Origin of the sequence: Rhizobium sp. B230/85 (assembly GCF_019355735.1) — a bacterium.
GTDB classification, from domain to species: Bacteria; Pseudomonadota; Alphaproteobacteria; order Rhizobiales; family Rhizobiaceae; genus Rhizobium; species Rhizobium rhododendri.
Genome location: NZ_CP072157.1, coordinates 22,524 through 48,399 on the forward strand (window position 1 = coordinate 22,524; position 25,876 = coordinate 48,399).

27 protein-coding genes and 8 pseudogenes are annotated in these 25,876 nt (G+C 56.3%); 18 read left to right on the forward strand and 17 right to left on the reverse strand.

Annotation, left to right across the window (positions count from 1 at the left end; all coding sequences use genetic code 11):
- Nucleotides 1–160: 160 nt before the first annotated feature.
- The 3 genes and pseudogenes from J5289_RS18280 to J5289_RS18285 form a co-directional block, all read right to left on the reverse strand.
- A pseudogene (locus J5289_RS18280) lies at nt 161–244 on the reverse strand (gluconate 5-dehydrogenase); the annotation flags it as partial.
- Entirely contained in the window at nt 204–434 is a 231-nt protein-coding gene (locus J5289_RS29270; RefSeq protein WP_257625486.1) for a hypothetical protein, read from the reverse strand. The pseudogene J5289_RS18280 and the gene J5289_RS29270, both read right to left, overlap by 41 nt.
- A gap of 2 nt (nt 435–436) precedes the next feature.
- Nucleotides 437–655: pseudogene (locus J5289_RS18285) on the reverse strand (glutathione-dependent formaldehyde dehydrogenase); the annotation flags it as partial.
- A gap of 301 nt (nt 656–956) precedes the next feature.
- Between J5289_RS18285 and J5289_RS18290 the strand changes: the two are divergent.
- The 3 genes from J5289_RS18290 (at nt 957) to J5289_RS18300 (ending at nt 1,776) form a co-directional block, all read left to right on the forward strand.
- Nucleotides 957–1,154, forward strand: coding sequence for a general stress protein (locus J5289_RS18290; protein WP_209207748.1), 198 nt, complete (start codon nt 957–959; stop codon nt 1,152–1,154).
- 67 nt (nt 1,155–1,221) lie between these two features.
- Nucleotides 1,222–1,467 (forward strand): DUF2934 domain-containing protein, encoded by a 246-nt coding sequence (locus J5289_RS18295; RefSeq protein ID WP_209207747.1) that lies wholly within the window; start codon nt 1,222–1,224, stop codon nt 1,465–1,467.
- Nucleotides 1,468–1,539: 72 nt separating this feature from the next.
- Entirely contained in the window at nt 1,540–1,776 is a 237-nt protein-coding gene (locus J5289_RS18300) for a DUF378 domain-containing protein (protein WP_209207746.1), read from the forward strand.
- Nucleotides 1,777–1,851: 75 nt separating this feature from the next.
- On the opposite strand, the gene J5289_RS18305 is transcribed toward J5289_RS18300, so the two are convergent.
- Nucleotides 1,852–3,249, reverse strand: a complete 1,398-nt coding sequence (locus J5289_RS18305) for a sensor histidine kinase (RefSeq protein WP_209207770.1) — start codon at nt 3,247–3,249, stop codon at nt 1,852–1,854.
- 176 nt (nt 3,250–3,425) lie between these two features.
- Between J5289_RS18305 and J5289_RS29865 the strand changes: the two genes are divergently transcribed.
- From J5289_RS29865 to J5289_RS18320, 3 genes and pseudogenes are all read left to right on the forward strand, one after another.
- Complete coding sequence (locus J5289_RS29865) at nt 3,426–3,683, forward strand: DUF982 domain-containing protein (RefSeq protein ID WP_209207745.1); 258 nt, start codon at nt 3,426–3,428, stop codon at nt 3,681–3,683.
- Nucleotides 3,571–3,837 carry a hypothetical protein gene (locus tag J5289_RS18315; protein ID WP_209207774.1) on the forward strand — a complete coding sequence of 89 codons (267 nt, stop codon included), beginning with the start codon at nt 3,571–3,573 and terminating at the stop codon, nt 3,835–3,837. Before J5289_RS29865 ends, J5289_RS18315 begins: the two co-directional genes overlap by 113 nt.
- Nucleotides 3,838–3,957: 120 nt before the next feature.
- Nucleotides 3,958–4,984, forward strand: a pseudogene (locus tag J5289_RS18320) (IS110 family transposase).
- A 1,040-nt stretch (nt 4,985–6,024) separates the two neighbouring features.
- On the opposite strand, the gene J5289_RS18325 reads toward J5289_RS18320, so the two are convergent.
- The gene (locus J5289_RS18325; protein WP_209208048.1) at nt 6,025–6,738 is read right to left on the reverse strand and encodes a Crp/Fnr family transcriptional regulator; all 714 of its coding nucleotides are present in this window, start codon (nt 6,736–6,738) and stop codon (nt 6,025–6,027) included.
- A gap of 190 nt (nt 6,739–6,928) precedes the next feature.
- Here J5289_RS18325 and J5289_RS18330 point away from each other — a divergent pair, with 190 nt between their 5' ends.
- Nucleotides 6,929–7,195, forward strand: coding sequence for a hypothetical protein (locus tag J5289_RS18330; RefSeq protein ID WP_307877428.1), 267 nt, complete (start codon nt 6,929–6,931; stop codon nt 7,193–7,195).
- A gap of 28 nt (nt 7,196–7,223) precedes the next feature.
- On the opposite strand, the gene J5289_RS18335 is transcribed toward J5289_RS18330, so the two are convergent.
- The 3 genes from J5289_RS18335 to J5289_RS18345 form a co-directional block, all read right to left on the reverse strand.
- Nucleotides 7,224–7,949, reverse strand: a complete 726-nt coding sequence (locus J5289_RS18335; RefSeq protein ID WP_209208049.1) for a Crp/Fnr family transcriptional regulator — start codon at nt 7,947–7,949, stop codon at nt 7,224–7,226.
- A gap of 131 nt (nt 7,950–8,080) precedes the next feature.
- Nucleotides 8,081–8,353: a hypothetical protein gene (locus J5289_RS18340; RefSeq protein ID WP_209208050.1), complete on the reverse strand. Its 273-nt coding sequence runs from the start codon at nt 8,351–8,353 to the stop codon at nt 8,081–8,083.
- A 215-nt stretch (nt 8,354–8,568) separates the two neighbouring features.
- The gene (locus J5289_RS18345) at nt 8,569–9,297 is read right to left on the reverse strand and encodes a Crp/Fnr family transcriptional regulator (protein ID WP_209208051.1); all 729 of its coding nucleotides are present in this window, start codon (nt 9,295–9,297) and stop codon (nt 8,569–8,571) included.
- Nucleotides 9,298–10,022: 725 nt separating this feature from the next.
- On the opposite strand from J5289_RS18345, the pseudogene J5289_RS18350 reads away from it, so the two are divergent.
- Nucleotides 10,023–11,071, forward strand: a pseudogene (locus J5289_RS18350) (HWE histidine kinase domain-containing protein).
- Nucleotides 11,072–11,226: 155 nt separating this feature from the next.
- On the opposite strand, the gene J5289_RS18355 reads toward J5289_RS18350, so the two are convergent.
- The 3 genes from J5289_RS18355 to J5289_RS18365 all read right to left on the reverse strand — a co-directional run bounded on the left by J5289_RS18355 (nt 11,227) and on the right by J5289_RS18365 (nt 15,330).
- Nucleotides 11,227–11,931 (reverse strand): MgtC/SapB family protein, encoded by a 705-nt coding sequence (locus tag J5289_RS18355; RefSeq protein WP_257625489.1) that lies wholly within the window; start codon nt 11,929–11,931, stop codon nt 11,227–11,229.
- Nucleotides 11,932–11,956: 25 nt separating this feature from the next.
- Nucleotides 11,957–12,814, reverse strand: coding sequence for an SDR family oxidoreductase (locus J5289_RS18360; RefSeq protein ID WP_209208052.1), 858 nt, complete (start codon nt 12,812–12,814; stop codon nt 11,957–11,959).
- Nucleotides 12,815–12,888: 74 nt separating this feature from the next.
- Nucleotides 12,889–15,330, reverse strand: a complete 2,442-nt coding sequence (locus J5289_RS18365; RefSeq protein ID WP_209208053.1) for a membrane-bound PQQ-dependent dehydrogenase, glucose/quinate/shikimate family — start codon at nt 15,328–15,330, stop codon at nt 12,889–12,891.
- A gap of 317 nt (nt 15,331–15,647) precedes the next feature.
- Here J5289_RS18365 and J5289_RS18370 point away from each other — a divergent pair, with 317 nt between their 5' ends.
- Nucleotides 15,648–16,037 (forward strand): hypothetical protein, encoded by a 390-nt coding sequence (locus J5289_RS18370; RefSeq protein ID WP_209208054.1) that lies wholly within the window; start codon nt 15,648–15,650, stop codon nt 16,035–16,037.
- Nucleotides 16,034–17,056 (forward strand): Nramp family divalent metal transporter, encoded by a 1,023-nt coding sequence (locus tag J5289_RS18375; protein ID WP_209208055.1) that lies wholly within the window; start codon nt 16,034–16,036, stop codon nt 17,054–17,056. The genes J5289_RS18370 and J5289_RS18375 overlap by 4 nt, the downstream gene beginning before the upstream one ends.
- Here J5289_RS18375 and J5289_RS18380 read toward each other — a convergent pair.
- A protein-coding gene (locus J5289_RS18380) for an IS5 family transposase (protein ID WP_374108320.1) occupies nt 17,033–17,811 on the reverse strand; the annotation gives its coding sequence in 2 pieces (ribosomal slippage) (nt 17,033–17,469 and nt 17,469–17,811; 780 coding nt in all). The two genes, J5289_RS18375 and J5289_RS18380, sit on opposite strands and share 24 nt — an antisense overlap.
- A 79-nt stretch (nt 17,812–17,890) precedes the next feature.
- Between J5289_RS18380 and J5289_RS18385 the strand changes: the two genes are divergently transcribed.
- Genes J5289_RS18385 through J5289_RS18395 form a run of 3 tightly spaced genes read left to right on the forward strand, consistent with a single transcriptional unit; the run spans nt 17,891 to nt 18,739 of the window.
- Nucleotides 17,891–18,094 (forward strand): hypothetical protein, encoded by a 204-nt coding sequence (locus J5289_RS18385; protein ID WP_247750793.1) that lies wholly within the window; start codon nt 17,891–17,893, stop codon nt 18,092–18,094.
- Nucleotide 18,095: 1 nt separating this feature from the next.
- Entirely contained in the window at nt 18,096–18,416 is a 321-nt protein-coding gene (locus tag J5289_RS18390) for a PRC-barrel domain-containing protein (protein ID WP_209207709.1), read from the forward strand.
- Nucleotides 18,413–18,739 carry a PRC-barrel domain-containing protein gene (locus J5289_RS18395; RefSeq protein WP_209207708.1) on the forward strand — a complete coding sequence of 109 codons (327 nt, stop codon included), beginning with the start codon at nt 18,413–18,415 and terminating at the stop codon, nt 18,737–18,739. The genes J5289_RS18390 and J5289_RS18395 overlap by 4 nt, the downstream gene beginning before the upstream one ends.
- A gap of 102 nt (nt 18,740–18,841) precedes the next feature.
- Here the strand turns inward: J5289_RS18395 and J5289_RS18400 are convergent.
- Nucleotides 18,842–18,965 (reverse strand): annotated as a pseudogene (locus J5289_RS18400) (3-deoxy-8-phosphooctulonate synthase); the annotation flags it as partial.
- A 17-nt stretch (nt 18,966–18,982) separates the two neighbouring features.
- On the opposite strand from J5289_RS18400, the gene J5289_RS18405 reads away from it, so the two are divergent.
- Nucleotides 18,983–19,372 carry an ester cyclase gene (locus J5289_RS18405; RefSeq protein WP_247750792.1) on the forward strand — a complete coding sequence of 130 codons (390 nt, stop codon included), beginning with the start codon at nt 18,983–18,985 and terminating at the stop codon, nt 19,370–19,372.
- Between the two features lie 170 nt (nt 19,373–19,542).
- On the forward strand, nt 19,543–20,421 hold the full coding sequence (locus J5289_RS18410; protein ID WP_307877429.1) for an alpha/beta hydrolase: 879 nt from the start codon (nt 19,543–19,545) through the stop codon (nt 20,419–20,421).
- Nucleotides 20,422–20,716: 295 nt separating this feature from the next.
- On the opposite strand, the gene J5289_RS18415 is transcribed toward J5289_RS18410, so the two are convergent.
- Complete coding sequence (locus J5289_RS18415; RefSeq protein ID WP_209207712.1) at nt 20,717–21,340, reverse strand: plasmid pRiA4b ORF-3 family protein; 624 nt, start codon at nt 21,338–21,340, stop codon at nt 20,717–20,719.
- A gap of 392 nt (nt 21,341–21,732) precedes the next feature.
- Between J5289_RS18415 and J5289_RS29275 the strand changes: the two are divergent.
- Nucleotides 21,733–21,966, forward strand: a pseudogene (locus J5289_RS29275) (exonuclease); the annotation flags it as partial.
- Here J5289_RS29275 and J5289_RS29735 read toward each other — a convergent pair.
- Entirely contained in the window at nt 21,939–22,169 is a 231-nt protein-coding gene (locus tag J5289_RS29735; RefSeq protein ID WP_209207711.1) for a MerR family DNA-binding protein, read from the reverse strand. The pseudogene J5289_RS29275 and the gene J5289_RS29735 sit on opposite strands and share 28 nt — an antisense overlap.
- Nucleotides 22,170–22,257: 88 nt before the next feature.
- On the opposite strand from J5289_RS29735, the gene J5289_RS18425 reads away from it, so the two are divergent.
- The gene (locus J5289_RS18425) at nt 22,258–23,562 is read left to right on the forward strand and encodes a folylpolyglutamate synthase/dihydrofolate synthase family protein (protein WP_209207706.1); all 1,305 of its coding nucleotides are present in this window, start codon (nt 22,258–22,260) and stop codon (nt 23,560–23,562) included.
- A gap of 191 nt (nt 23,563–23,753) precedes the next feature.
- Here the strand turns inward: J5289_RS18425 and J5289_RS18430 are convergent.
- Nucleotides 23,754–24,149: pseudogene (locus J5289_RS18430) on the reverse strand (ATP-binding protein); the annotation flags it as partial.
- A gap of 2 nt (nt 24,150–24,151) precedes the next feature.
- Between J5289_RS18430 and istA the strand changes: the two are divergent.
- A pseudogene (gene istA / locus J5289_RS18435) lies at nt 24,152–24,987 on the forward strand (IS21 family transposase); the annotation flags it as partial.
- A 106-nt stretch (nt 24,988–25,093) separates the two neighbouring features.
- Here istA and istB read toward each other — a convergent pair.
- Complete coding sequence (gene istB, locus J5289_RS18440) at nt 25,094–25,870, reverse strand: IS21-like element helper ATPase IstB (protein ID WP_111221724.1); 777 nt, start codon at nt 25,868–25,870, stop codon at nt 25,094–25,096.
- Nucleotides 25,871–25,876 lie beyond the last annotated feature (6 nt).

Below are 25,876 nucleotides of genomic sequence, written 5' to 3' on the forward strand. Positions count from 1 at the left end.
TGTGCGAAACCGCACAACTTCGCATCCTGGGATGGGCGAGAAGGCCTTCGTTATTCAGGCCTCTTCAGATTGCTCTGGAGTTCGTTCAACAAACTTGCGAGGTCTTCATATGGCTTTTGGGGTGGCCCAGCGCGAGCTTTGTTGCGGATGCGCAATGCTATCGGGCGGCAATCACGAGCCTGGCGCCGGCACGCGCGAAGGCCTCAGCGGTAGCCTGCCCGATCCCGCTGGATGCTCCGGTGATCACCACCACTTCTGACTGCTTCTTCACTATGATCTCCGATTTCGTCGTCAAAGAATTCGATGTTCAGGCCATGGTCACCAAGGCGGTCCTGCATGATCGCGGCCATCGTATCGAGAAAAGCCTCGATGCCATATTTGGCTTCGAAGCGGCAACGCGCGTCCTTGAGGGCTTTGGCACCAGCGTCCATCATCTTTACGCCGTCAGGACCACTTTGATGCAGTTGTCCTCCTTGTCACGGAAGTTTTCGTACAGTGCAGGTCCATCTTCGGGCTTGGCCCGATGCGTGATGATGTCGCCCTCCTCAATGAGGTGAAGCAGATCGAGCAGGTAGCGATTGAGGTGGGGCTGGTCGGTTCGGATCGTCAGGCCCTTGTTCATCGCGGCGCCGAACGGGATGTTGTCTAGGCAGCCGACGGGATAGTCCACAAACCCGTGGAGCATTGTCGGTGTCAACCGCATGCCTTTTCCCCCATGTGTGTCTTTGGACTTCAGCCAAACCCCAGTGAGGAACATTGGTTCCTGTTTGTGCGAAGCGCACAGTGGGACGGCGCTTCTGAAGGGCTGAAATTTACGACGCTGCGCCCGACGCTTACCGATCCTTAAAGGGCACGAAACTGAACAGTACGGTTTCTGACCGTCCGGGAACCCTTTTCGAAGAGCAAAGTTGCTTCTCCGTGCTGGAAAGGTCCAGCAAAAACAGAGGAGAAAAATTATGCCAAACTCACAGAACGGAAATCAGTCGGGCGGAGATACGAGCAAGCGCGGTTTCGCGTCGATGGACGATGACAAGCAGCGCGACATCGCCAGCAAAGGTGGCCAGGCCTCCGGCGGAAACTTCGCAAACGACACCGAGCGTGCATCTGAAGCAGGCAAGAAGGGCGGCCAGTCGTCCGGCGGCAACAACCGTTGAATGAATTGGGTGATCGGGGAAGGCGCCAGTGCCTTCCCCGAAGGCTATTGTTGACAGGAGAAGACACATGAGCGGTGAAACGGACAGACACTCAAAAGCGTATGCATTGTGGGAAATGGAAGGTCGTCCGGAAGGGCGTCATCTAGATCATTGGCACGCGGCGGGTATGGACGAGACCGATGGCGCTGCTGATGAACACTCAGTCGAGCAAGCCGACACGTCCGCGCGCGAAGACCCGGCGGAAGGATCTGAAGAAATCGTTGACGGGGAGCTCGCTCAGCAAGGCAAGCGACGAAAGCAATCCGCAGGCTGAACAACCTGACACTTCCAAGATGACTTTGTTTCAAACCCTCCATGCAGACCTTATTCAGAAGGAGATTTTCTCGTGAAAGCGATCAACCTCATTACATTGCTTCTGGTCATCGTTGGCGGCATCAATTGGCTTCTTGTAGGCCTCGCAGATTTCGACCTTGTTGCCACAATATTTGGTGGCCGTGACAGCGCGCTCGCCACTATTGTCTATGTCCTTGTCGGGCTGTCGGCACTCTATCAGCTTGTGCCATTCTTCAAGGCGTTATCCGTCGGCGAAGTTGCAGCTGAAAGCTCAACAAGGCACGTCTGAATGGCGGGAGCTTCGGCTCCCGTTTTTACATGCCAAGTATCTTAGCCACGCCGCGGGACTGTCGTGGGAAGCCAATCATGAACTCATTGGAATTTTCGTGATCAATGCGGTGCCCGGCGCAGTTTTTGCCACAGCAAGCTCTGCCCGGAGCTGTCTTACCAACCCTTTGACAACCCGCATTCCAAGGCTCTTCCTCGAGCTTTCGTCCAGATCGAAGTCGTCTGGCAGTCCGACGCCCCAATCCGCAACTGTCAGGCAAATCATTTCGTCAGTGGCATTGATCGTAACGTCAATTCTGCCCCCGCCTGACGGGTAAGCATGCTTAAACGCGTTGGTTACGAGCTCGTTGACGATAAGCGCCGCCTGGATGGCGCGGTCTGTCTCGATCCGGCAAGCGGTGCCGTCGAATGAAAGTGTGTGCCGGCTTGAGGCGTGCGCCAAGCGGTGGCAAAGATCCTTAAGAAACGGGGCGAGGTCAATGGTCTCGAGATCGCGCTGGCGCCACAAATGGTCATGGACGGCTGCGATGGTCGCGACACGGGTTTCTGCATCCGTCAAAACTCGCTTCACTTCCGGGATATCGGTTGCCCTGGCTTGCATTGCCAACATTCCGGTCACGAGCATCAGGCTGTTCTTTACGCGATGGCTCATTTCCCGCATCATCACCTGCTGATGTTCGTCCGCAAGATGCCGTTCGGTGTCATCGCGCATGATCTTGAGATAGCCAGGCTTGTCATGCCGCGCCTTTAGCGGCATCGTGAGGCCACTGCCCCAGAACCGGGATCCGTCCTTTCGAACGTGAAAGCGCTCATTCTCAGCGCGACCTTCCTTGTTTGCAGTTTCCATTTCCCATTCGAGTGCCCCGGCCTCTCGTTCCTCGGGTGTGAACAGGATCCGGGCGTCGCGGCCGACTATCTCGTCTTGCTCATATCCCAGGATGCGTTGTGCGCCGGCATTCCAGGTCAGCAAGGCACCCTCATCATCTAACGTGAAAATTGCGTAGTCTGTGGCGCTTTCTAGGATCAGTTGCAGCCGCTCCTCGCTTGAGCGCACCGTTTCGTCCTGTTTGACAAAGTGAGTGCGATCACGCAAAATCTTGACAAATCCGACAGTGCGATGGGTGCCGTCTTTCAATGGCATGAGAAGGCCGGAGGCCCACAGGCGACTGCCATCCCTTCGAATATGCCAGCGATTGTCGTCAGCACGGCCATTTTTCAACGCATCTCGCATTTCCACATGGAACGCGCCCTGAAGTTGATCCTCGAACGAAAAAATCATCGCAAGGTTTTGCCCCACCGCTTCTTCCGGCGTATAGCCGAGAAGATTGCTGGCACCGGTACTCCAGGTGGTGATCCTGCCGTCGAGAGCGGCAGTAATAACGGCGTATTCGGTGGCGCTTTGGACAATCTGACGGTAGATCGCGTCGCCCATGCCGGAGGGATCGCTTTGCGTATGCCGTCCCTTTGGATCCATATTCTCTTCTCCGCTGCGCAGCTCCCAAGGCCAAGCTAGCAGGGTGTCGATGTTTTTGGCGTTTGGTCGGAAACCGCACATTTCTGTCTGGGCCAGGGAGGCCTTCTTCTTCGTACCGTTTCGTACGGCAACCAAACGCTTTGCTTCATGTTAGTCGCTCACGAGAGGAGATTTCCATGCAGAGCGAAAACAGCCTTCCGATCCAGTGGCGCGTTCCTGTTCGAATAAGGTTTGGCCGCGGTATCGCTGACGCAGTCCGTGGACCCGAGGAGGCGTTGCACCACCTCACCTATCGCTGGCCTGCCACGGATGGACCGCATTATGACAATGCTCGGCGGCAATGTCTCCAAGCGCTGCAGAAGAGGGTTGCCGCCGAAGTTGTACGTGAGACCTTTCTTGCTGCCCGTCTCGAGGCAGGGATGCTGGAACGATGAGCAATCAGGACCGGCGGATCATTTCGATCAACTGGTCTTCATGGCGCAGACCGAATTGAAACCAGTCAATGAGTTCGACAGCGACCTGTTCGGCCTCCGGGGCATTGATCTCAATCCTGCGCTCGTCGCACCACTTGCGCAGCGTGCCGTGTAGCAGGGAAAGGTCTTCACTTGAGAGGGATTCAGATGGGGTGGTTGCCGCCCTCCCGAGACGGCATCGGAATGTGCCAAGATGTGGTGTTGTGACCACTTAGCGGAAAGGACGGCAACCGTTATGAACGATACGATGATTGGCGTGGATTTGGCAAAGAATGTCTTTCAACTGCACGGTGCTTCGATGAGCGGGCAAGTCAGGTTTCGAAAGAAGCTGTCACGGCACAACTTTTCCAAGTTCATGGCGGAACACCCACCGGCGTTGGTGGTGATGGAGCCTGCGGCAGCGCGCATTACTGGGCACGTGAGATGGTTAGGCTTGGCCACGAAGTGAAGCTGATCGCGGCGCAATATGTACGGCCGTTCGTCAAGCGACAGAAAAACGATGCGACGGACGCGGAGGCTATCGTAATTGCGGCCCAGCGACCGGAAATGCGCTTCGTGGAGCCAAAATCCGCGGATCAGCAGAGCCGAGCGATTCTGTTTCGGGCTCGAGAACGCCTCGTCCATCAGCGCACAGAACTGATCAACGCGCTGAGAGCATGCCTTTATGAATATGGCCATGTTGTTCCTCAAGGTCGTAACCACTTCAAGCGTATTGAAGAGATTTGGACGGGCAAAACAGCGACTTGCCTGTGTTGATGCTTGAAGAATGCCGCGACTTGTTGAAACAGATCGCTGAGAAGACGGCTCGCATCGATGAACGGACCGCAAAGATCAAGGCATTGTCGGCTGAAGCTGACACGGCGCGGCGCTTGCAGACCATTCCTGGCGTTGGCCCTTTGACAGCCCTGGCGATCGAAGCCTTTGCTCCGCAAATGGAGAACTTCCGGCGTGGCCGTGACTTCGCGGCATGGCTCGGCCTTGTGCCACGTCAGTTCTCGTCGGGCGGCAAACAACGACTGGGACGCATTTCCAAGTCAGGGCAGTCTGATATCCGCAGGCTGCTGATTATTGGGGCAATGACACGCCTGAACTGGCTGGGCCGGAAATCCATACCCGAAGGATCGTGGTTGGCGCGCATGCTCGCGCGAAAGCCCCGAATGTTGGTCGCGATCGCACTGGCCAACAAGATGGCGCGCACGGTCTGGGCATTGCTGACAAAACATGAGGATTATCGAGTTCCGGCACAGGCGCCAACAACATGATGAAGGTGTTGCAGGTAGCCTAATGTCGGAAAAAGGGGTGTGAGAAGGCGACGACCCGAATGGGCAAATGATCGAAAAGATCTGGATCGGGAAAACCAGCCTTGAATCATGAGCAGAAGAGCTCGGGATTCAGATTTGGACCCGACCCGCAGATCACCATACCGGCCAGCGGCTTCTGTAAACGCCGTATCTACAGGCCTCACAGAAGACCGCACTCGATCACATGACCTTCGGTTCAAAGACTTCTTGCATCACGGGCGGCAACCACAGAAGATGCAAATGCATAGCTATGGGTCATGATCGGCCTCCTTTTGAAGGCCAATAGTAGTCACTAGATGCGGATCTCCAAATACCAAAAGGAGAAGCGTCAGATAGCGTACAATCGCGACGCGCCGCAAGATTCAACAGTTTACCTTGTTCACAGCCTTCGGATAGGACGATCCGTGTAAAACGGCGGCCTTACGCGGTGTTGTAAGGTGCGGTATCGTACTCATCCGGCAGGCGTGTGGAAATGAAAAGAGGTGTGACGTAGTTTCCTCCATTAAGAAGCTTTCATGGAGGCTGGAATGGAGCAGTTGGAACACAAGAAGCGTCGGTCGAGGGGCCCCTCTCCGCGAGGACGTTTCGAGGAGGCGAAAGCCGAGGCATTGAGGGTGCTTGAAGCCCAGCGTGTTGCCGACCGAGAGAAAACCGAACGGCTGAAAGCTGCACGTCTGCAGCGAGATAGAAAACAGGATGAGACCCGACTTTAACGATACACCTGGCGATCGAACAGCGCACTGCTTCAGCGACGGGACGTTGCTGAACATCGCCCCAGTGGTTATGTAGTCAGCAAGCGAGCAAACCGATCAGGTAGGCACGACCACCTGAAGTCAGTCGATAGCTTCTTGTTCGCAGGTCATCGCCTCTGGATTCGACCAAGCCAAGATCCTTGGCAACGAGCGCTGTTTTAAGGCCGACCTGGTTCGGCAGTTTGCACCATCGGCCTTTTTGCAGATGCTCAAGGAGCAGGTTGAGGCGGATCTGCTTCGCCCCTTTCGTCACTTGCTCCCGATCAGTCGGTCATATTCCCGCTCAGGCGCTCCGTAGCATCCTCCGGCAATCTCCTCCAGCTTTGCTCGATCCCGGATACGGATGCGACCTCGCGTGGCTTTGATCGCATGCATCCCTTCCAGGATATGTAAGTGATCGGTCACTCCAGAGCGGCGCACGCCCAGCATGAGGGAGAGAAATTCGTGCGTTAGCGCCATGTCGTCGTCGCGAATACGGTCGTGGCACATGAGCAGCCAGCGCGACAGTCGCTCAGCCATATTGTACCGGCCGTTCGCCAGTGCCGAATGGGCAAGCTGCAACTCGCAGGTATGGATGTAGTGTAAAAAGAGATCTCGGGAGGCGGTATCTTCGTCGATAAGGCGATACACAAGTTCGACTGGAACCTTAGTAGCGCTCCCGTCGATCTGCATGAAGGTACGATTTGGGGTGGTGTCGAGCCTCAGAAGGAGATGCGTCCCGCACAATCCTTCCCAACCGATGTGGCCAACCTCAATGGCTTCGTCATCGGCTGTTCTTGCGACGATCGATGCCAGTCCGCTTTCGAGGAAGAAGATATGAGTGCTTGGCTGATTACTTTCCACCAGCACCGTTCGGAGCGGCAGATCGACCCGTTCCATACCGGGCTGGAGCAGGACGAACGCTTGCTCACTGAGGGCTTTGAGGAGCCGGTTCCGGGTATCTGCTCTTTGAATCTCGCGCATTTCCGGGCTCCGACGGGAGGGAGCCCGCACTCGAACCCATCAGATGACGAGAGAGGTATCCGAAGCTTATGGCGCACAATGGCGGAATACTCTAGCGGTGGACGATGAACTGTACGTTTTTGACAGTTTCGTGAGCGTCCAGGACCGGGTAGACTTGTTACAGGTTCCTCGCCAGCGTCGGTCGTGACGGATGTTGGCTATCCGCGAAGGGCGGTCAATGCCGATATACCACCTCAATATCGCGACAAGAACAAAGATCATCGAAGATAGTGAAGGCTCCGATCTTGCGGATTTGGACGATGCTCGTCGCGAGGCCATCATGGATGCCCGAGGCCTGATGAGCGCCGCAATCCTCCAAGGCCGCGACATCTCGCATCGTCACATCGAGATCTGTAATGAAGATGGCGACATCCTGCTGAAGATGCCGTTTTCGGATGCTTATGAGCCCGGCGATTGATACAGGTCGCCCTGACAGATGCAGCCGCTCATGCGCGCCGGATCGGGAAGCCGATATATTCCTCATATTCGTCTTCGGGTATGCCGTAGGATCCTCCGGCAACATCTTCCAGCTTCTGCCTGTCGACAATCCGGATGTTTCCACGGGTCGCCTTGATCGCGTGGATACCTTCGAGAATGTGAATTTCGTTGGTGACACCGGAGCGACGGACACCCAGCATGATCGACAGGAACTCGTGCGTGAGAGGCAAGTCATCGGTCTGCAAACGGTCATGACACATCAGCAGCCAGCGCGCCAACCGTTCCGGCATATTATACCGGGCGTTGGCAAGCGCAGAATGCGCAAGCTGGAGCTCGCAACAATGGACGTATCGCAAGAGCAGGTCATTGGCAGCCGGGACGTGTTCGACCATCCCGAGGAACACAGACGTCGGCACTGAGATGCCGTCACCCTCCGCCTGCATGAACGTTTTGTTGGGTGTTTTCGGAACCTTCAACAGGACATGCATGCCTGCCAGGCCTTCATATCCGATATGTCCGACTTCCACGATTTCGTTGTCGCTGCTCGTGGCGACAAGCGATCCAAGACCGCGCTCGAGAAACACCACATGATCGTTCGGCACATCGGGTGTCACCAACTCAAACTTCAAAGGAAGATCGATCCGCTGCATAGCGGCCTTCAAAATGTCGAACGCCTCAAGCGGCAATGCGCGCAGCAGCAAGTTCGAAACCGTCGACTGCGAAAAGTCGGACATCGCCCAGCCTCCGGCGGGAAAGAGCCCGAACTCATGCGAACGCATTCCGAGGCGTCGGCAATAGTGAGTTTATGCGTCAATCTGCTGGTTGTGGCCAAGACCTGCAATCGCTCTGTGCGGTTTTGACATTTCTATCCGGCGGCCGACTTCATAGCGGCAACGTCAGGCCGATCAATAATTTTGACGGCGGCCGTGAACGATAGGACGATGACAGTGAAGCCACTCTCATCGACGACGTTCATCAGCCACGCGGAAACGTCAGCCTCTGCCAGCATGGTTCCCCGAAGACGCTCGGCAATTGTCTCCACCGCTTCGCTTCGCGCGCTGTCGACGTCTGGATGTTCTGAGCCTACCGTGTCCGCTATGGAAACGCCGTCGTGAACGTTGAAGAAATATCGAGGCATTGATATTGATGCTCCTGAACAGGCAAGAGCATGGAAATGGTCTCTCAGCCACTCGCGCCTGACACACACGGCGAGTGATGATCTCTTATTTCATATGATTGAGTTCTAAAGAAGGTGGATCCGGTGCCCATGCAGCCTTCTCGCAGGCCATGGCCGCGCTGCCCTCGTTCCGAAGCAGAAACTTAATCGCGAACCGGCGTAATTTTACACAAGGGCTAGCCTCTCGTCCTGAATGGCAGACCAATCAGACGCTCATATTCTCTCTCTGCCACGCCATAACTTCCGCCAGCGATCTCTTCCAGTTTGTTTCGATCAAGAATGCGGATGTTGCCACGGGTTGCTTTGATCGCACCGATACCCTCCAGAAGATGCAACTGGTCCGTTATGCCTGATCTGCGAACGCCGAGCATGATGGACAGAAATTCATGTGTGAGGCCAAGGTCACTTCCCAGGCGATCTTGGCACATCAGCAACCAGCGCGCGAGACGCTCGTAGATGCTGAACCGGGCATTCGCGAGCGCCGTGTAAGAAACCTGAGTTTTGAACGAATGAATGTACATTAAAATCAGCGCACGGAATTCTGGAAAGTTGTCCAGTGCAGCACGAATGACCGGCACAGGAACCAGATACCCATGGCCCTCGCCCTGCATGAATGTCTTTGTGGGTGATTGATCAGCATATAGCGCTACATGCAGTCCTGTGGCCCCCTCCGAGCCTATATGGCCGACCTCTACCATCTCTTCGTCGCCCTCTGTTATCGCCACAACCGATGCTAAACCCCTTTCGAGGAAGCAGACGCTGTGCGTTGGCTCGTCTTGTGCGACGAGCGTAAAGTTCAGGGGAAGTTCGATGGTCCGCATATGTGGTGCGATCATTGCGAAAGCATCTGGACGTGCGGCACGAAGTAAAAGGTTTCGTACGTCATCCTGAATAGGAAGGTTCATCAGTCGTCCGTGCGTAAGGCGGGGTTTTTCCAAAACGTGATCAACGGCTTATGCTGCAATCGGGCTGGTTTTCCCATATGCTGCTGTGGTTCGTACGATTTCCGACAGAACCGCGCCGGTTATTGTTGGTTGGCTGCCTCGAGATTCCGGCGCATGTGTTCCACTGGCGATTCAGCTGGCGTAGCGAAGTGACCGACCGCTGGAGGCGCCGTCGGTAGGTGGGTGCAAAGAAGCGGGAGATGCCGCCGTTGCACCGGTAGCCAGAGCTCCTTCTGAATAGCCCGTAACCAACGTCGGCCTTCATCCGCGATCTCAGGGGCCAGTGCACGGGAATGGATGAAAGAAGCCGCGCTTACCTCTTACGAGGAATCACTTCATCTCGCCGGAGCAACAGCTGAGGCCATGCCGACCTCGCCCATGACGACGCCGGGACAGCCTGAACCAATTTTCGACTTCGTTCTGGGAGGCGCGCAGTTTTTGCAGATGGCTGATCGAGATTGTCGCCGCTCAACAGCAGTCACTTGCCGCTTCGATAGGGATCGTGGCACGGCTAACAGCAGCCGCTTCACAAGTTAGCTCTATCGTTCGTCGCCAGTCGTTGGCCGTGACTCAGACCGCAGAGGCTTCTTCGGTTCACCGCATGATAACTTGGCGTGTGGGTCGGAATGCCGGGAAACTATTCGTCGCTGTGTTCGTTCTAAGCCTCGTCCAATCCCGAGGTGAACGTGGCCGATCCAGTACAATCCGACATCCACGGCGATCTTCCCGTTGCAGCGAAGAACCCAGGGATGGTCGACCGAAAAGAGCTTTCTGCCTTCGCATTCCGGCGCACCAGAATGCCCATAGTCGTATCGGACGCGCTACAACCTGATTTCCCGATCGTGCTTGCCAATAATGCCTTCCTTCATCTGACCGGCTACACCGCGGAGGAGGTTCTGGGCAGGAACTGCCGGTTCCTACAGGGTGAAGCGACATCGAGGACGGCTATTGCCCAAATCCGCGCAGCCGTTGCTCAGGAGGGCGAGACGAAAGTCGAAATTTTGAACTACAAGAAGTATGGCACCCCGTTCTGCAACCAGCTGCATATAAGCCCGATCGTCGACGAGCAAGGCGAACTCGCATCTATTTCGCATCACAAATCGACATGACGGAGTACAGCCGCGTCCACACGCTTGAAGAAGCTGAACACCGCCTGCTTCTTGAAGTCGATCATAGGACCAAGAATGTGCTGGCCATCGTCGACAGCATCGTCCGCCTATCGAAGTCCGATAATGCTGCCAGCTATGCGGCAGCCGTTCAGCACCGTGTCCAGGCGCTGTCGCGAACGCATATGCTTCTGGCTGAACACGGCTGGCAGGAGGTCGAGCTAGTCGACATCATCCGGGCGCATGTTCAGATTTTCAACAGCGGCGACATTGAGATCGAAGGCCCTCGCGTGATGATCTCGGCGCCCTCAGACCAACCCATTGGGCTGGCGCTGCATGAGCTCACAGCCAACGCGGCCGTCCACGGATCGCTCTCACAAACAAAAGGCAGCTTGCGCATCAGCTGGGTACAAACCGGGTCCGGGTTGACGCTTACTTGGGAAGAGCGCGGTGGTCCTCCTCCGAAGCAGGAGCTGGGTCGCGGGTTTGGACGGGTACTTCTCGCAGCCGTGGTGGAAAAGCAGCTCGGTGGCCAAATATCCCGCGACTGGCGCGAAGAGGGCCTGTCGCTGGTGGTCGATTTACCGTCGCTGGATCGGGTAGGGCATCGATCGCAGGAGAGGCCCTAGATGGGATGGGCCATATCGCACCCGGTCTTGATCCGCGCCTGCGCCACAGCGAACTGTGAGCGCGAGACTCCGACGAATGGCCGGAGCGCGAAACGCTCCGCATGCAAGGCAGCACCAGTGTGTCACCGCCGCGACGTGTAATCGTAGCTGACTTCTTAGGCATCGCGCCCAATGACCTCGAGACTTAGCAGTCGAAAGCGTTTCTCCAGCTCCGGGACGAATATTCGCTCCCGGGAATTGTCGCTACTCCTCCAGATAAGCTCAAACTTCATCCAAACCGTGCCTTCGCTCTCAGAGCGCTGTTTACGAACGAAACGTGCCGTCAGCCCCAAGGCGTTGCAGGCGGTTTCGACATCCTCTATCGATCCGTCGAACGCCAGAACAAGCTCGGCCTTTCGCTTGCGGGGAAGCCAATCGTCAACGACTTTGAGGGGCGACAGCACAATGAGGGCGATGATGGCTCCGGAACAGCCGATCAACACCTGCCCGCCACCGATGCACAGGCCGATCGCCGTGATAATCCAGAGCGTCGCCGCAGTTGTGACACCGGAGACCATATCGCCACGCTTCAGGATTGCGCCGCCTCCGATGAAACCGACACCCGTCAGCACGCCGAGCGGCAGGCGCAGCGTATCCATAACGGAGAACGAAGCCTCGGTCTTGCCCACCGTGGTCAGCAGGATGTTCGCCTGAATCATCGCAAGGGAGGCGGCCACGCCCACGAGGACGGTTGTACGGAAACCGGCGGTGTGACCGCCGATCTCCCTGTTGATGCCGATCAGCGATCCCGCCAGTACGGTCAGCAACAAGCGGACCGCAATCTCGGTCCACGTAGGTGCCATTGGCATGATATCGGTCACAGGCGATGTCCTATAGCTTCGTTGTCTAAATGAACGGTTTTCCGCCAGTCACCGCAATCGTGGTGCCGGACACGTAGCTCGACAGCGGGTCGGCGAGCATCACATAAGCTGTCGCCAGCTCGGCCGGCTGTCCAGGTCGCTTCATCGGCACCTGTTTTCCGAAGTTGGTGACCGCTTCGTCCACCATTGTCGAAGGGATCAGCGGGGTCCAGATAGGACCGGGCGCGACGGCATTGGCGCGGATGCCCTTCTCGGCCAAGAGCTGCGCCAGGCCGCCGGTGAAGTTCTGGATGGCACCTTTTGTCGTCGCATAGGCGAGAAGCGTTGGATTGGGGTTGTCGGAGTTGACAGAGGCCGTGTTGATGATGGAAGAGCCCGGCATCATGTGCGGGATCGCCGCCTTCGTCAGGTAAAACATGGCGTGGATGTTGACCTTGAACGTCAGTTCCCATTCGCCGTCTGTGATGTCCTCAATGCTTTTGAACGTCGCTTGGTGAGCGGCATTGTTCACGAGGATGTCGATCCCGCCTAACTCTTTGACCGCGGTATCAACGATTGCCCTGCAGTGATCCGCATTCTGGATATCGCCACGAACGAGAACTGCCTTCAGGCCAGCTTTTTCGACAAGCTCCTTGGTTGCCCTGGCGTCCTCATCCTCATCGAGATAGGAAATCAGGACATCGGCCCCTTCGCGAGCATAGGCGATGGCAACCGCCCGTCCAATACCGCTATCGCCACCAGTGATGATGGCGCGTTTCCCTTTGAGCCGGCCGGACCCCTTGTTGCTCTCTTCGCCGTGATCGGGAACAGGGTCCATACTGGCGGTAATACCCGGTATCGGTTGCTGCTGGGAAGGGAATGGTGGCATTGGATAGTCTGGCATAGGGGCCTCCTTCGTTGGGGGTAAATGGTCCTGCTTTAAGAGCTTGCGAGCTCGTTATTTTCCGAAGACGTGGTTCAACTCTTCGGTATGGCAAACGCCATGACGTAGTCGCCATTGCGGGATTGCAGACCACCGTGGCCGCCAGCAGCGATGACGACGTATTGGCGCCTGTCCGATCCCATGTAAGTCAACGGAGTCGCATTGCCGCCTGCCGGCAGATGGGTTTCCCAGAGAACCTCGCCCGTACTGCCGTCGAATGCGCGCAGGGTCTGATCGGTGGTCGCTCCCATGAACACCAGGCCACTCCGGGTCGCCACACTGCCGCCCATGCTGAAGATGCCCGTTGGCAGACCGAACGGCGCGCGCAAGCCCGATGGCCCCATGTCGCGGGTAGTGCCGATGGGCCGCTGCCAGACGACCTTTTTTGTCAGGAGGTCGACAGCCTGCATCTGGCCCCATGGGGGACGGTTGCAGGGAATGCCGAATATGCCAAACCAGGGCTTCACCACGATCGAGAATGGCGTGCCGTGCTCGGGGTTGTTCTGGAACTCAGGTTGAGGATAGGGCTGACTCCATCCTCCCCAGGGCTTGAAAAGACCCGCTTTCAAAGCCGCCTCGTATGGTACCATCTGAAGCTGGAACGGCATGAAGGTGGTGTTGATATAAAGAAGCTTCCGCTCCGGATCGACAGTCGCACCGTACCAGTCCGAGGTACCGTCGAAGGCTGGCCAGCCGATGGTCGGCTTCTCGCCGGGGGGTGTGAACAGGCCGTCATCGCGCATGCGGTGGAATGCGATGCGGCAAAGGAGCTGGTCGATGGGCGTGGCGCCCCACATGTCCGCCTCCTGCAGCTTCGGTGCGAGCGTCTGCGGCATTCCCGTCGAGAAGGGCTGGGTCGGAGAGTAGCGCTCGCCGGGGATGTGGCCTTGAGGAACCAGCTTCTCCTCAACGTCGGCAAGGGGATGGCCGTCGCGGCGATCGAGAAGGAAGAGCTGGCCCTGCTTGCTGGTCTGGACGAGGGCAGGCGTGATCCCGCCTTTCCCGTCCGGGAGATCGACCAGCGAGGGACCTGCAGGTAGATCGAAATCCCAGAGGTCATGGTGGACCGTCTGGAAGTGCCACCGCTCTTCACCCGTGGTCAGGTCGAGCGCCACGATCGAACTCGAGTATTTGTCATCGAAGGGTCGACGTTCTCCACCAAAATAATCTGGGGTGGCATTACCCAGGGGCACGAACACAAGGTTGAGCTTCGGGTCAGCCGTGTAGACGCCCCAGCCATTCGGCGTACCGCGGGTATAGGTCTCTTTTGGATCAAGCTTCTTGTTGGCAGGCGTCTTGCCCATGTCCCATGACCATACCAGCGCCCCCGTGTTGGCATCGAAAGCGCGGATGACGCCGGAGGGTTCGCCGACCGTCTGGTTATCATAGACCCAGCCGCCGAGCACGATCTTCCCGTTCAGGACCAAAGGCGGCGAAGAGATGAAATGGAAGCCTGGAGGTACCGGTCCCATATGCTCTCGAAGGTCGACCATTCCCTGGCTGCCGAAGCCTTCGCAGGGCTTGCCTGTCTCGGCGTCGAGTTCGAACAGCCGGGGCAGATCGGAGGCGGTTGAGATGATCCGGGTCTTGCATGTCGCAGAAGTGTCGATTGCCTGCGAAGCATCGTAGTAGGAGACGCCGCGGCAGGCCTGGTAGACGTTGTGAGACATGTCGCCAGCCGGATCGAAGCGCCATTTGACCTTTCCGTCCGTTGCCCCGAGTGCCACGACCTCGCGGTGCGGCGTGCAGAAATAGAGCGTATCCCCGATCTTGATCGGCGTTGCCTCGAAGCTGAACTCGCGGCCATTGGAGTTCTCGCCTGACCTGGGCAGGTCACCGGTCGAGAATGACCATGCCGGCTTCATATTTTTGACGTTATCGGCGGTGATCTGGGTCAACGGCGAAAAGCGGTCGCCTGCAGGTGTGCGACCGTAGAAGTTCCAGGCCTCGTCGGGCGTGGTTGGGTCGACCTGACCGTTGGAGGCCGACGCCGAAACATTCTGCCATCCTGAGGGATCACCGTTGCGAATAAAGCGAGCATCCGTGATCCAGTAGCCGGTGGCGAAGACGAACGCTATGATCGCAGCATTGACAGCCATTCCGGTCAATGATCTCGGCAGCCTTGAGCGTGAAGACGCGGGATCGCAATAAAGTCGCCCATACACAAGAGGCGACCATATCCAGAGACCGATGACGGCGGGACCGATCAGCCGTGGAATAAGCGCCCAGCCGTCCAGGCCGGATTCCATCAAGGCCCAGATAAATGTCCCAATAAGAACGAAGGCGTAGACCCACGGAGCAGCGCGGTTATTTCGAAACAGAAGCACGCCGGTGACGAGAAGCAGGATGCCAGCGATCAGGTAGTAGGGGGAGCCGCCAAGAGTAACCAACCAGCCGCCTAAGACGCCGATGGCCAGTCCCAGAAGGCAGACGATGGCAGCAGTGATGACAATGATGACAGACGCACGACGCCGCATGGAAAGGACTCCAGATTTCCGCTCTGACTTCTGGAAAAGCTAGGAGAGAACGCCAACTTGCCAAGGCGAAAACCGAATGATTTTTAGGATGCCACCTGTAATCCTTCGATCAACGCCCAATGCCCTTCAGATGCTTACGGTCTTGGCTCTACATCTCAGTCGCAGGACAACGCCCAGACGTACGGGCTTGCAGACTATCCTTGACGTCACGGCAGTGCCGGAGTTCGGAGAAAAAAGTAGCACTCGATGGTATGGCACCGTTGTATTGCGCCGGGTTCGTTCTACCTTCCAGCAAGGAATATTAGCGGATGTAATTTATGAGCAGCATAGTTTGGAGCGGCCGTATTGCCGCGGTCATCGCCATATTCGTAGTATCCGCATGCTCCGACGAGAAAGAGCACACAGATAAGACGCTTAAGGGCATTGCCTCATGGACCGCAAGCGCCGAGATGATCGCAGATGCTCGCATCAAGGGCGCCGTGCCGCAGACGTATAGCCACCTCGCGATCGAACGCTGCCAAAAGGAGGTCACTCTCCTTGTGAAGGAATTGGGTGACGCGGTTCCTAGGCCAATCCAAGACATCCAAACTCTCCTTGAACGAATGGGTACCGCGACATCGAATAACGACCGACATGGCGTGGAGACCGCTCTGCAAGGCCTCCAGAACGCACGCTCACAGATCACAATCGAGAAACCCGAGCCATGAAGAAGCTGCTGCAGATTTCATTGGGTGTCGTTACCAGCATCGGCGGCTTCCTCGAAACCGGTCTGATCGCCACATCCACCCAAGCCGGAGCGGCATTTGGATATCAACTCATCTGGGCGGTCGTTCTCGGCACGATTTGCTTGATTTTCCTAGTCGAAATGTCCGGTCGTTTCGCGATTGCAAGCCATATGACCATTGCCGACGGCATCCGCGACCGGTTCGGCTCGAACATGTTCGTGGTGATGTTGGCCGTAACGTTCCTTGTGAACCTGATGGTCCTTGCCGCCGAAATCGGCGGTGTATCGCTCGCGCTTCAGTTCGTGACTGGATGGAGCTTTCAGTGGTGGGCGATCCCGGCCGCCGTTGCGGTCTGGTTGCTGCTGTGGCAGGGGACCTTCGGGATCATCGAGGATGGGGTGTCGTTTCTTGGCCTCATCGCACTCAGTATCGTCGTTGCGATGTTTCTGATGGGTCCGCCCTGGGCGGAGGTTGCGAAAGGCGTGATGCCAACGGTCCCAAACGAGAATATACTGCATTATGCCTTCATCGCCGTCGGCATTCTTGGCGCCGTCATCTCTCCCTACCTGTTCTTTTTTTATTCCTCTGGCGCAATCGAGGACAAATGGGACAAGTCGTATTTTGGGATCAACCGGGTAATCGCGATTTTCGGTATGAGCTTTGGCGCCGTCATTTCGATTGCCATCATCGTGCTTGCGGCGATAATTTATCCTCCGCTCGGAATCCAAGATGTCGAAGGATACGAGCAGATCGCCGTGATCTTGACGCCCGCCCTCGGGGAATGGGGATTCTATCTGTTTGCCGGCTCGCTGATGATCACCTGCTTCGGGGCAGCTCTGGAGGTCTCGCTTGCACAGTCCTATTTGGTAGCGCAAGGTTTTGGCTGGAACTGGTCAGAGACCGCAAGACCAAAAAGCGATCCCGCCTTCTGTCTTGTCTACACAATGTCAATTCTTATTGCGGTGGTTCCGATCGTCTTAGGCCACGGACTCATTAGTTGAGGCGATCCATATCCTCGTCGCGACGAGCTTGAGGGCGGCCATGTAGTTATCAGCGCGCCGGTCGTATCGCGTCGCGAGGCCTCGCATCTGCTTGATACGGTTGAAGAACCGTTCCACGAGATTGCGTTGACGGTAGACCCAGCGGTTGAAGCTGAATGTCTGCTTTCGATTGGCCTTTGCAGGGATATTCGCCCAACACTTGCGTTGCTTGGCAAAGTTACGAATTGCATCGGTATCATATGCCTTGTCGGCGAGGATCGTCGCGCCGGGCCTCAGGTCGCTCAACAGCTTTTCAGCCATCGGTGCATCGCCGGCTTGGCCGGCGGTGAGTTCGAGCCGAACCGGTCTGCCATCTGCATCGACAAGAGCGTGGATCTTTGTCGTCAGGCCGCCGCGCGAACGTCCCATGCAAGGATCGGCAGATCCCCCTTTTTAGCGTTGGCACCATGCTGGTGAACGCGAACACAAGAACTGTCGATCATCACGATGTCTCCATCGTAACGCTTTGAAACGGCGTCCAGAAGACGATCCCAGACGCCCGCCTTGCGCCATCGGGAGAACCGATTGTAAAGCGTCGTGCGCGGGCCATAACGCTCCGGCACATCTCGCCAAGACGAACCAGTCCTGAAACGCCAGAGGATGCCGTTGATCACCCGGCGGTCATCGACACGTTCAATTCCACGGCTATTGTTCGGCAAAAGAGGTGCAATGATAGCCCATTCTTCGTCGCTCAATTCGTGACGGCGCATAGCAATCTCCTTTCAAGGAAATTGAATCATACACCGTCAATAAAATGAACCCCGTTTATGGGGACACTGCCTAGGCCTCGACCCGTTGAAGGTTACGATCTTCTCGATGGCAATAACTGCCGTCAGCCTTCCGTTCGGCGTCGTCCCTTTCATTTTTCTGATGAACGACCGCAAGTATGTGGGCGACCACATCAATGGGCGTTTGGGAAATGCGGTCGTGCTTTTCGTGATCGGCTTGGCATTTCTGTTTGCAGCCATAACGATACCGCTTCAGATCTGGGGAGGGTGACATGCATCTCGTTAGAGATCTTCTGGACAAACAACTTCTCGATCGAGAGGGGAATAAAATCGGTCAAGTTGACGGACTTGTCATCGAACTTCGCCAAGGAGCGCAGCCCAAGATCGACGCCATCGAGACAGGATCCGGTGTTGTCCTTGACCGCCTGGGCTGGCGAACAGCTAACCGCCGCTATCGCATTCCTTATACGAAGGTTCGTGATGTCGACATCGCAGTTTCCCTTGATGTTGATCGGACCGAGATGCCAGTGACGCGATGGCAGAATTGGCTTCGCCAAAACATTTTACGATGGATTCCAGGAGGCCTGTCGTGAGTGAGTTCATGCTTCAGGATCTGATCGGCAGGCAGGTGCTAGATCAGAACGGCAACCCTATTGGTCACATCGAGGAAGTTGTCGCCGCTAGGGTGGGAAACGACCTTCTCGTGAGCGAATATCATATCGGCGCATTCGCGCTTCTGGAGCGCCTCTCATCTGGTGAGATCGGCCGTTCGTTTCTTCGATTTCTTGGAGCTGGTAGAGGGGATGGCATGGCGGTCCCGTGGGATAGGCTCGACTTGACATCTTTGGACAGACCGAAACTCACTTGCGACGTAAATGAGTTGCGCCCTCCGCAGCGGGAGGCGCCAAACGCATGACATGTATCCTCTGCGCCGCGAGCCCTATCAAGCTGAGAGCTGCTGCCCTGCTGGAAGCCCGGTCGTTCGTGCGCCGAAGGATCGGCCCTGGCCGCCGGGCTACTGCACTGAGTGGTTAGCATCGAAGATCATCGGAGCCGCCCATCGCCGCCATGATCGGCAGCGAGCGCATGTCGGAGACCGCCGTGTTGTAGCTGAAAGAGGCGCCGCGTTCGCAGAGCAGGATTGCTGAATGGAGTGAACATGGACAGAGAAGACAAGTTGGGTATTTATCTTCGATATCTCGGACTGTGTAACCAGCATCTGTTCGATGGGCTGGGTGAGTTCGTCGCCCGTGATGTAGGCGGATCGACAAAAGGCTTGGCGAACTACATCAGAGGCTGTTCTGATGTGGTCGCCGCTTTTCCTGACTACCGGTGGATTTTACAGCATACCGTCGTTGAAGACGACTGGCTGGCAGCTCGGCTGATTGGTGTCGGCATCCACTCCGGCCCTTTCCGTGGCGTGCCGCCTACCGGGAAGGTTATCCGAACACAGGAAATGGTCATGTATCGCTTCGCCGAGAACAAGATTGCCGAGTGCTGGGGAGACCTCCACACCACGGTTCGCGACGAGCTGGTGTCAGGTAGTTGATTAGGCTGCCAGACGGCAGCACGATCATCTCAAACGGCAGCTTTCGGCTTTTTCTACGGCGCAGCCTGTACGACCGAAAGGAGGTCACAAGCCGACGAGAGGAGACACAGCCGCAATTTGGAACCGGTGTGTTCGCTAGGCTAGTGGCCTGGAGAGCGAAGAGCGATCTGATGGAAGGACAGATGATGGCGGACTTTTTTGAAAACTTCACTGAACGGTTCGTATCGACATCGCATGGTGAGATTCGTGTGAGGTGTGGTGGGGTTGGCTTTCCCATTATTCTTCTTCACGGTCATCCCAGGACACACACCACGTGGTTCAAGGTCGCCCCTCAACTTGCACGCAACTTCTCTGTCGTGTGTGCCGACATGCCCGGCTTCGGGCGAAGCTATCAGCCGAAGACACTCGCCGGTAGCTCGGGAAAGGCAAAGGCCGCGGCATTGCATGAATGCATGGCAAAGCTCGGACATCACAGATTTGGTGTGGCGGGCCACGACCGTGGATCGTATAGCGCATTCCGGCTTGCGATGGACTTCCCGGAAAGCGTCGCAGGCCTTGTCGTCATAGACGGCGTTCCGATCTACGAGGTTTTAAGCCGCGCGGATTGGCGCTTTGCGAAGAGCTGGTGGCACTGGTTCTTTTTCGCGCAAAGCGAAAAGGCCGAAGCAGCGATTCAGGGTAACACCGATCTCTGGTATCCTCCGGAAGCAGCTATGGGGGCCGAGAACAATCGGGATTACCTTGCCGCTACCCGAAATCCTGAAGTAGTGCGTGGCATGCTCGCAGACTATCGAGCTGGGCTTGAGTTCGATTACGACGATGACAAACGAGATAAGGGAATGGGGCGGCGTCTGCAATGCCCCTTGGGTGTTCTTTGGTCATTGCACGACGACATGGAAGGCCTCTACGGTGACCCGGCGAAACCCTGGGCGGATTGGAGCGACCAGATAGTTGTGCGTCATGGCATCCAGAGCGGACATCACATGGCCGAAGAAGCCCCAAATGACGTTGTCGATCAGATAAAGGTCTTCTTCATGAACCGGCGTTGAGCGCCGACTGCTCGCGCAATCGGCCAGCTGTCGCATATCGTCTAATTTTTTCAACGCTGCAAAACTCGGCGTAAATATCCGCGCAGCCCATATGTCCAGCGAGCTCAATCCACCCACTCAAAACGACCGCGATCATCAGCATACAACTTACTTGCGTCCCTTAATCATCTTCCATGTTTAGATTCATAATGCAACCGTTATCCCACGAAGCAAGTCTTTTCAGACGCTTAAGCTATCTGACCAACCAGTCGCCGGTTCAGATCCCTTCAAGGCGGTCACCTCGCACCCAGCCAGCTCATTTCTTTGGAATGGCTTTCGGTTTCGGTTGATATAGACGCCGTTTGACATTTGATCGCAGTGCATTGCGCAGATCCTTGTCAGCAGTCGAAAGGTCAAACCATTCCGGATCGAAGTAGCCACCGCACCAACTGATGGTTTCATCATACTCCGGGTCTTCCCGGTCGGCGATGATCTCCAGGAACCGCTCATATCCCGACACGCCGCCGACATCCTCCGGTGGTCGCGCCCTTGAGCCTGCGACACAGCTCCCGTGCTTCGGCGTAGCAGTGAGCGTCAAGAACTCTTCAACCACGACGGTGTGCTGCCAGTCGTCCCCGAAATCATAATGGTAGCTGAAGACGGCGCCTTGCTCGAAGTCCAGCAAACGGACCTCTCTCTGATCGAAGACCCGTGGATCGTCGTCGGTGGCATCCTCCGTCAGGGTCTCGACTTCCCCATACCGAAGACCACCGATCCGGAACTCATAGAGATGATAATTCCACCAGTTGAATGCAGCCTGAATTCCAAGATGCAGATGCTCTAGGTTCCATTGAACCGGCAGGACCAGCCGGCGCCAGATGTCTGGTTCGATCTCATCGATGGAAACTCTGATCTGGACAGCATTTGCGGCTTTGAACATTCCCTGAATGAACAAGATAGGCGGAAGATCGTCAAGCCGGTCTCCAGCGCAACATGCCAGGATGTTTTGCGGCGCCGCATGTTCGTCTCTCGTCAAGAGCACTTGGTAGGTTCGTATGCGTGCCTCGATCATGAAAAGCGGCCGGAACTGCCTTCCCGAACAGTCCGCCTGCCTCCATCCGGCGATGGGCATGCGATGTACCGTGAGCGAATATACCGCTCTAGTGGCCGGCTTAAGCTCGTTGACAACCCTCGGCAGCGCTGGCGCCGCCATGAACCCGTAAATCGGGCGGGATCATGGGGAATGCTATAGGCAGGGTTGTCCGATATCCGAAAGCGCAGTTATCTTTCTCGTAATGAGAAGCACTCGTTAACGCAGCGAAACGGTGACGTATGAAAACGGCGATCATATTTGACTGCGAATTTCTTTGCTTGGAAGGGTCTCAACGTCGGTTTTGGTGCGCAGCCCACGATCCGGATCCCGTGATCGCGCAGATCGGGGCGGTCAGGCTAGGGCTTGAAGGCGAATTTCCGATTCGGTGGACATACAAGGCATATGTCCAGCCGATCGACAGGTTCGGCAACAGGTATGCAATCGATCAGTTCTTCACTAAACCGACCGGCCTCCACAAACCCGCCAGATTTTTCCAATTTTCCGCATTCGGCGTTCGTCCATTTGGCAGAGAAGATAACGCATGACGAATTTCAGCAAGCGGGATGCCGGCCTGCTGGGCGATTCTGATGATAGCAATAATGCGTAAAACCTCTCGCGGGTAACGCCTTTGATTGCCGGGGTTGCGCGAGGCCGATACTAATGTCGCATTGAACAGGTAGGTGTCCTGGGCATGACGCTATAAAGCCATCATTCTTTTTTTAACTGAGATTGCGAACATGTCTTCCACGTCATACGAGGCTTCCATGCCAGGACAGCACTACGCCGCCACGCTTCAGCGCCAGATTTCTAATCTCGATGGGTTGATCGATTGGGAGAGAGCAGATCGCAGTGGCGGAATGGACGTCGCCGTAAACCCGCTTTCAGACCTGCTGGACCTTCTTGGTCAGCCGCAAAAGCGTTTTCGCACGGTCCATATCGCTGGAACAAAGGGAAAAGGTTCTGTTGGGGCACTGATCGAAGCTGGTCTAAGTCGCGCGGGCCTTCGCGTCGGTCGCTTCTCCTCACCTCACGTCGAGCGGTACACCGAGCGATTTACTTTGGCCTGCACGCCGTTCGACGACGCTTTTTTAGGAGAGATGATTGGTCGGGCACTAGAAGCGCGGCTGCTGGCTCAGCAAAAGGGGCGGGTCGGTGGAGAGGCAACTCGGTTTGATATCGAGGTGCTCGCATCAATTCTAGGCTTTGCGACTTCGGAGCTTGAATGGGTCGTTTTGGAGTGCGGCTTGGGTGGTAAAAACGACTCTACCAATGCGATTGATGGGGAAATTGCAGTACTCACAAATGTTGATCTAGAACACACCGCAGTGTTGGGAAATACCAAAACAGCAATCGCAACGAACAAAGCGGGGATTATCAAGAGAGGATCGACCTTCGTCACCGGCGTTCCACGCATGAGTGCCGAGGGACAGGCCGTTCACGAAATCGCTGCCTCAATGCAGGCGCGTGAAGTCTTCGTCGATCTGTCAACGGCGCAGACGATTGCCCATCGCAATCTTGCTCTGGCGGAAGCGGTGCTTCATCAAATAGGAGAGCGTGGTGTCAGGGCACGCGCTGATGACCTTCCGAATGATCCGGTCGGAGGATGGGTGCTTGATGCGCAGGCACGCGAGGCAGCGGTACTACCTGGAAGGATGGAAATATTCACAATCCTAAAACCCTTTCCCCTCCCGGTGGTGTTGGATGGCGCGCATGTGCCCTTCAACCTCGAACAGGTCTTATCCGATCTCAATGCAATGCCCATTCTGTCGGGGCCATGTACAGTCGTAGCGGGATTTGCGTCCGACAAGGCAGCCAGCGACCTCATTGCCCTACTGGCACAGCGCGCGGAGCGGATCATATTTACGAAAGCCAAGAATGGCCCTCCTGCTTTCGATCCGAAGGCATTGACGCTGATTGCGAAGGACTATGGCGTAGTGTGCAGCGCTGTCGATAATGCGCCCGACGCACTTGCTGACGCGATCCACACCTCACATGGATGGATCCTTGTGACAGGCTCTCTTCATTTGGTCGGCGAGTTGCGTGCTGAGGTGCGCCAGCTCACTGAATGACGCAGCCCAGCGCCCCCACTAAAAAATATGATATAGATTTACCTGCGTATTCCGATGATGCCGGCCATCTATTCCGACGCGAAGCCGGCCACCCATTCCGAATTCATTCCGGCCACGATTCCGGCGTGAAGCCGGTCATCTCAAGCTGAACTCTGGGTCTTTGCAATGAATGGATCCTGATTATCGCGTCGTCAAGCCTGGGTTGTTTCCGCGGCGGTGACGGAGCGTTGCTTTCGCATGCTCTCCCCGGACAACTCGATGCGGTATGTATTGTGCACGAGGCGGTCCAGGACGGCATCGGCGATGGTCGGATTGCCGATCATGTTGTACCAGTGTTCGACGGGGACTTGGCTGGTGACGATGGTGGAACGCCTCTCATATCTGTCCTCGACGATCTCCAAGAGGTCGCGCCTTTGCTCGTCATTGAGCTTCTCCGGCCCCCAGTTATCAAGAATGAGCAGGTCGGTTCTCGCCAAAGCTGTTGATTTCCACTGAGAAGTGACCCGGCAGCACAGAATATTTCCATCGAGAAGTGACCCATGTTCCAACCTTCCCTCGTGTTTAATGCGAGGGCTATGGAGTGATCGACATGGCATTATTGAGCGTAATCCGACGCTGGCATTTTCGAGACCATTTATCGATCCGGGATATTTGCCGCAGGACGGGCTTATCCCGGAATACCATCCGCAAATATCTGCGATTGAACGGCGTGGAGCCATTATTCCAGGTTCCGGAGCGGCCGAGAAAGCTTGACCGCTTTGCTGATCGGCTATCAGCGTGGTTGAAGACGGAGTCCAAAAAGAACCGCAAGCAGAAACGGACTCTGAAGCAATTGCATGCCGAACTGATGAGCCTTGGCTATGAAGGTTCGTACAATCGCGTTGCGGCGTTCGCTCGCGAGTGGAAGGCCGATTTGCAGATCGAACTGCAGACGACGGGCCGTGGAACGTTTGTGCCTCTCGCTTTCGAGCCTGGCGAAGCGTTCCCGTTCGACTGGTCCGAGGACTGGGCGATCATTGGCAACGAGCGAACCAAGCTGCAGGTGGCTCATACCAAGCTCAGTTACTCCAGAGCGTTTATCGTCCGGGCGTATCACCTGCAGACACACGAGATGCTGTTCGACGCCCATAACCACGCTTCCGTGTGTTTGGCGGCGTCCCCCGGCGTGGCATCTACGACAACATGCGCACGGCAATCGACAAGATCGGACGCGGCAAGGATCGCGACGTCAACATCCGCTTCATGGCAATGGCCAGCCATTACCTCTACGAGCCGGAGTTTTGCAATCCGGCATCTGGCTGGGAGAAGGGCCAGGTCGAGAAGAATGTTCAGGATGCCCGTCATCGGTTCTTTCAACCGATCCCGCGCTTTGCATCGCTGGAAGCCCTCAACGACTGGCTGGAGTTTCGATGCAAGGAGTTTTGGCTGCGGATTTCGCTAAATCGGGACAGCGGTTTCAGCAAGTCGCGGACAAGCGTTTCGCTAAGTCGCGGACAACGGATGCGATCGAATCCCGGTTGCCTTGTTGCTGTTACGCGTGATTGTGTTCGGTTATTTCGTCGCCGGTCAAGAGCGTCGGCGTTTTTCGTTTGCGCATGCTGTCGCCTTCGAGAGTGATGCGGTGGGCGTTGTGAACAATGCGATCCAAAATCGCATCGGCCAAAGTGGCTTCTCCAATCATTTCGTGCCAGGCGGCCACCGGAAGCTGAGCTGTGATCAGGGTCGATTTCCTTCGATATCGCTCCTCGAAGATTTCGAGCAAATCGAGGCGCTGTCGGTCATTCAGGGTATGGGTTCCCCAGTCATCCAACACCAGCAACTGAACACGTGCCAGCTTGTCGATGAGGCGCGGAAAGCGTCCATCGAGCCTGGCAAGTGCGAGATCCTCGAAGAGCCGCGGCATACGAACGTAGAGGACAGAGTAGTCGAGGCGGGCCGCCTGTCTCGCAAAGGCGCAGGCGATCCAAGTTTTTCCAGTGCCCGTTTGGCCTGTCAGGATCAGGTTCTCGTTTGCCTTCAGCCATGCGCCCTGCGCCAAGGACAAGACATTGCGACGATCAAGGCCGCGGTGAGATCTAAAATCGATGTCTTCGATCGAGGCATTGGCAAATCGAAGCTTTGCTGTGGCGAGCCGATTGGTCAGCCGTCGGTCGGTTCGTAGTGCGATCTCGCGGTCGAGCATCAGGCCAAGCCGTTCGTCAAAGCTAAGATCATTTCCATGAACTTGCTCGATAAGTTCGCGATAGGCGGTTGCCATTCCGGCAAGACCAAGCGCACTCATCTGGTCCAGTGTTGGATGTGTCAGCATTAGATG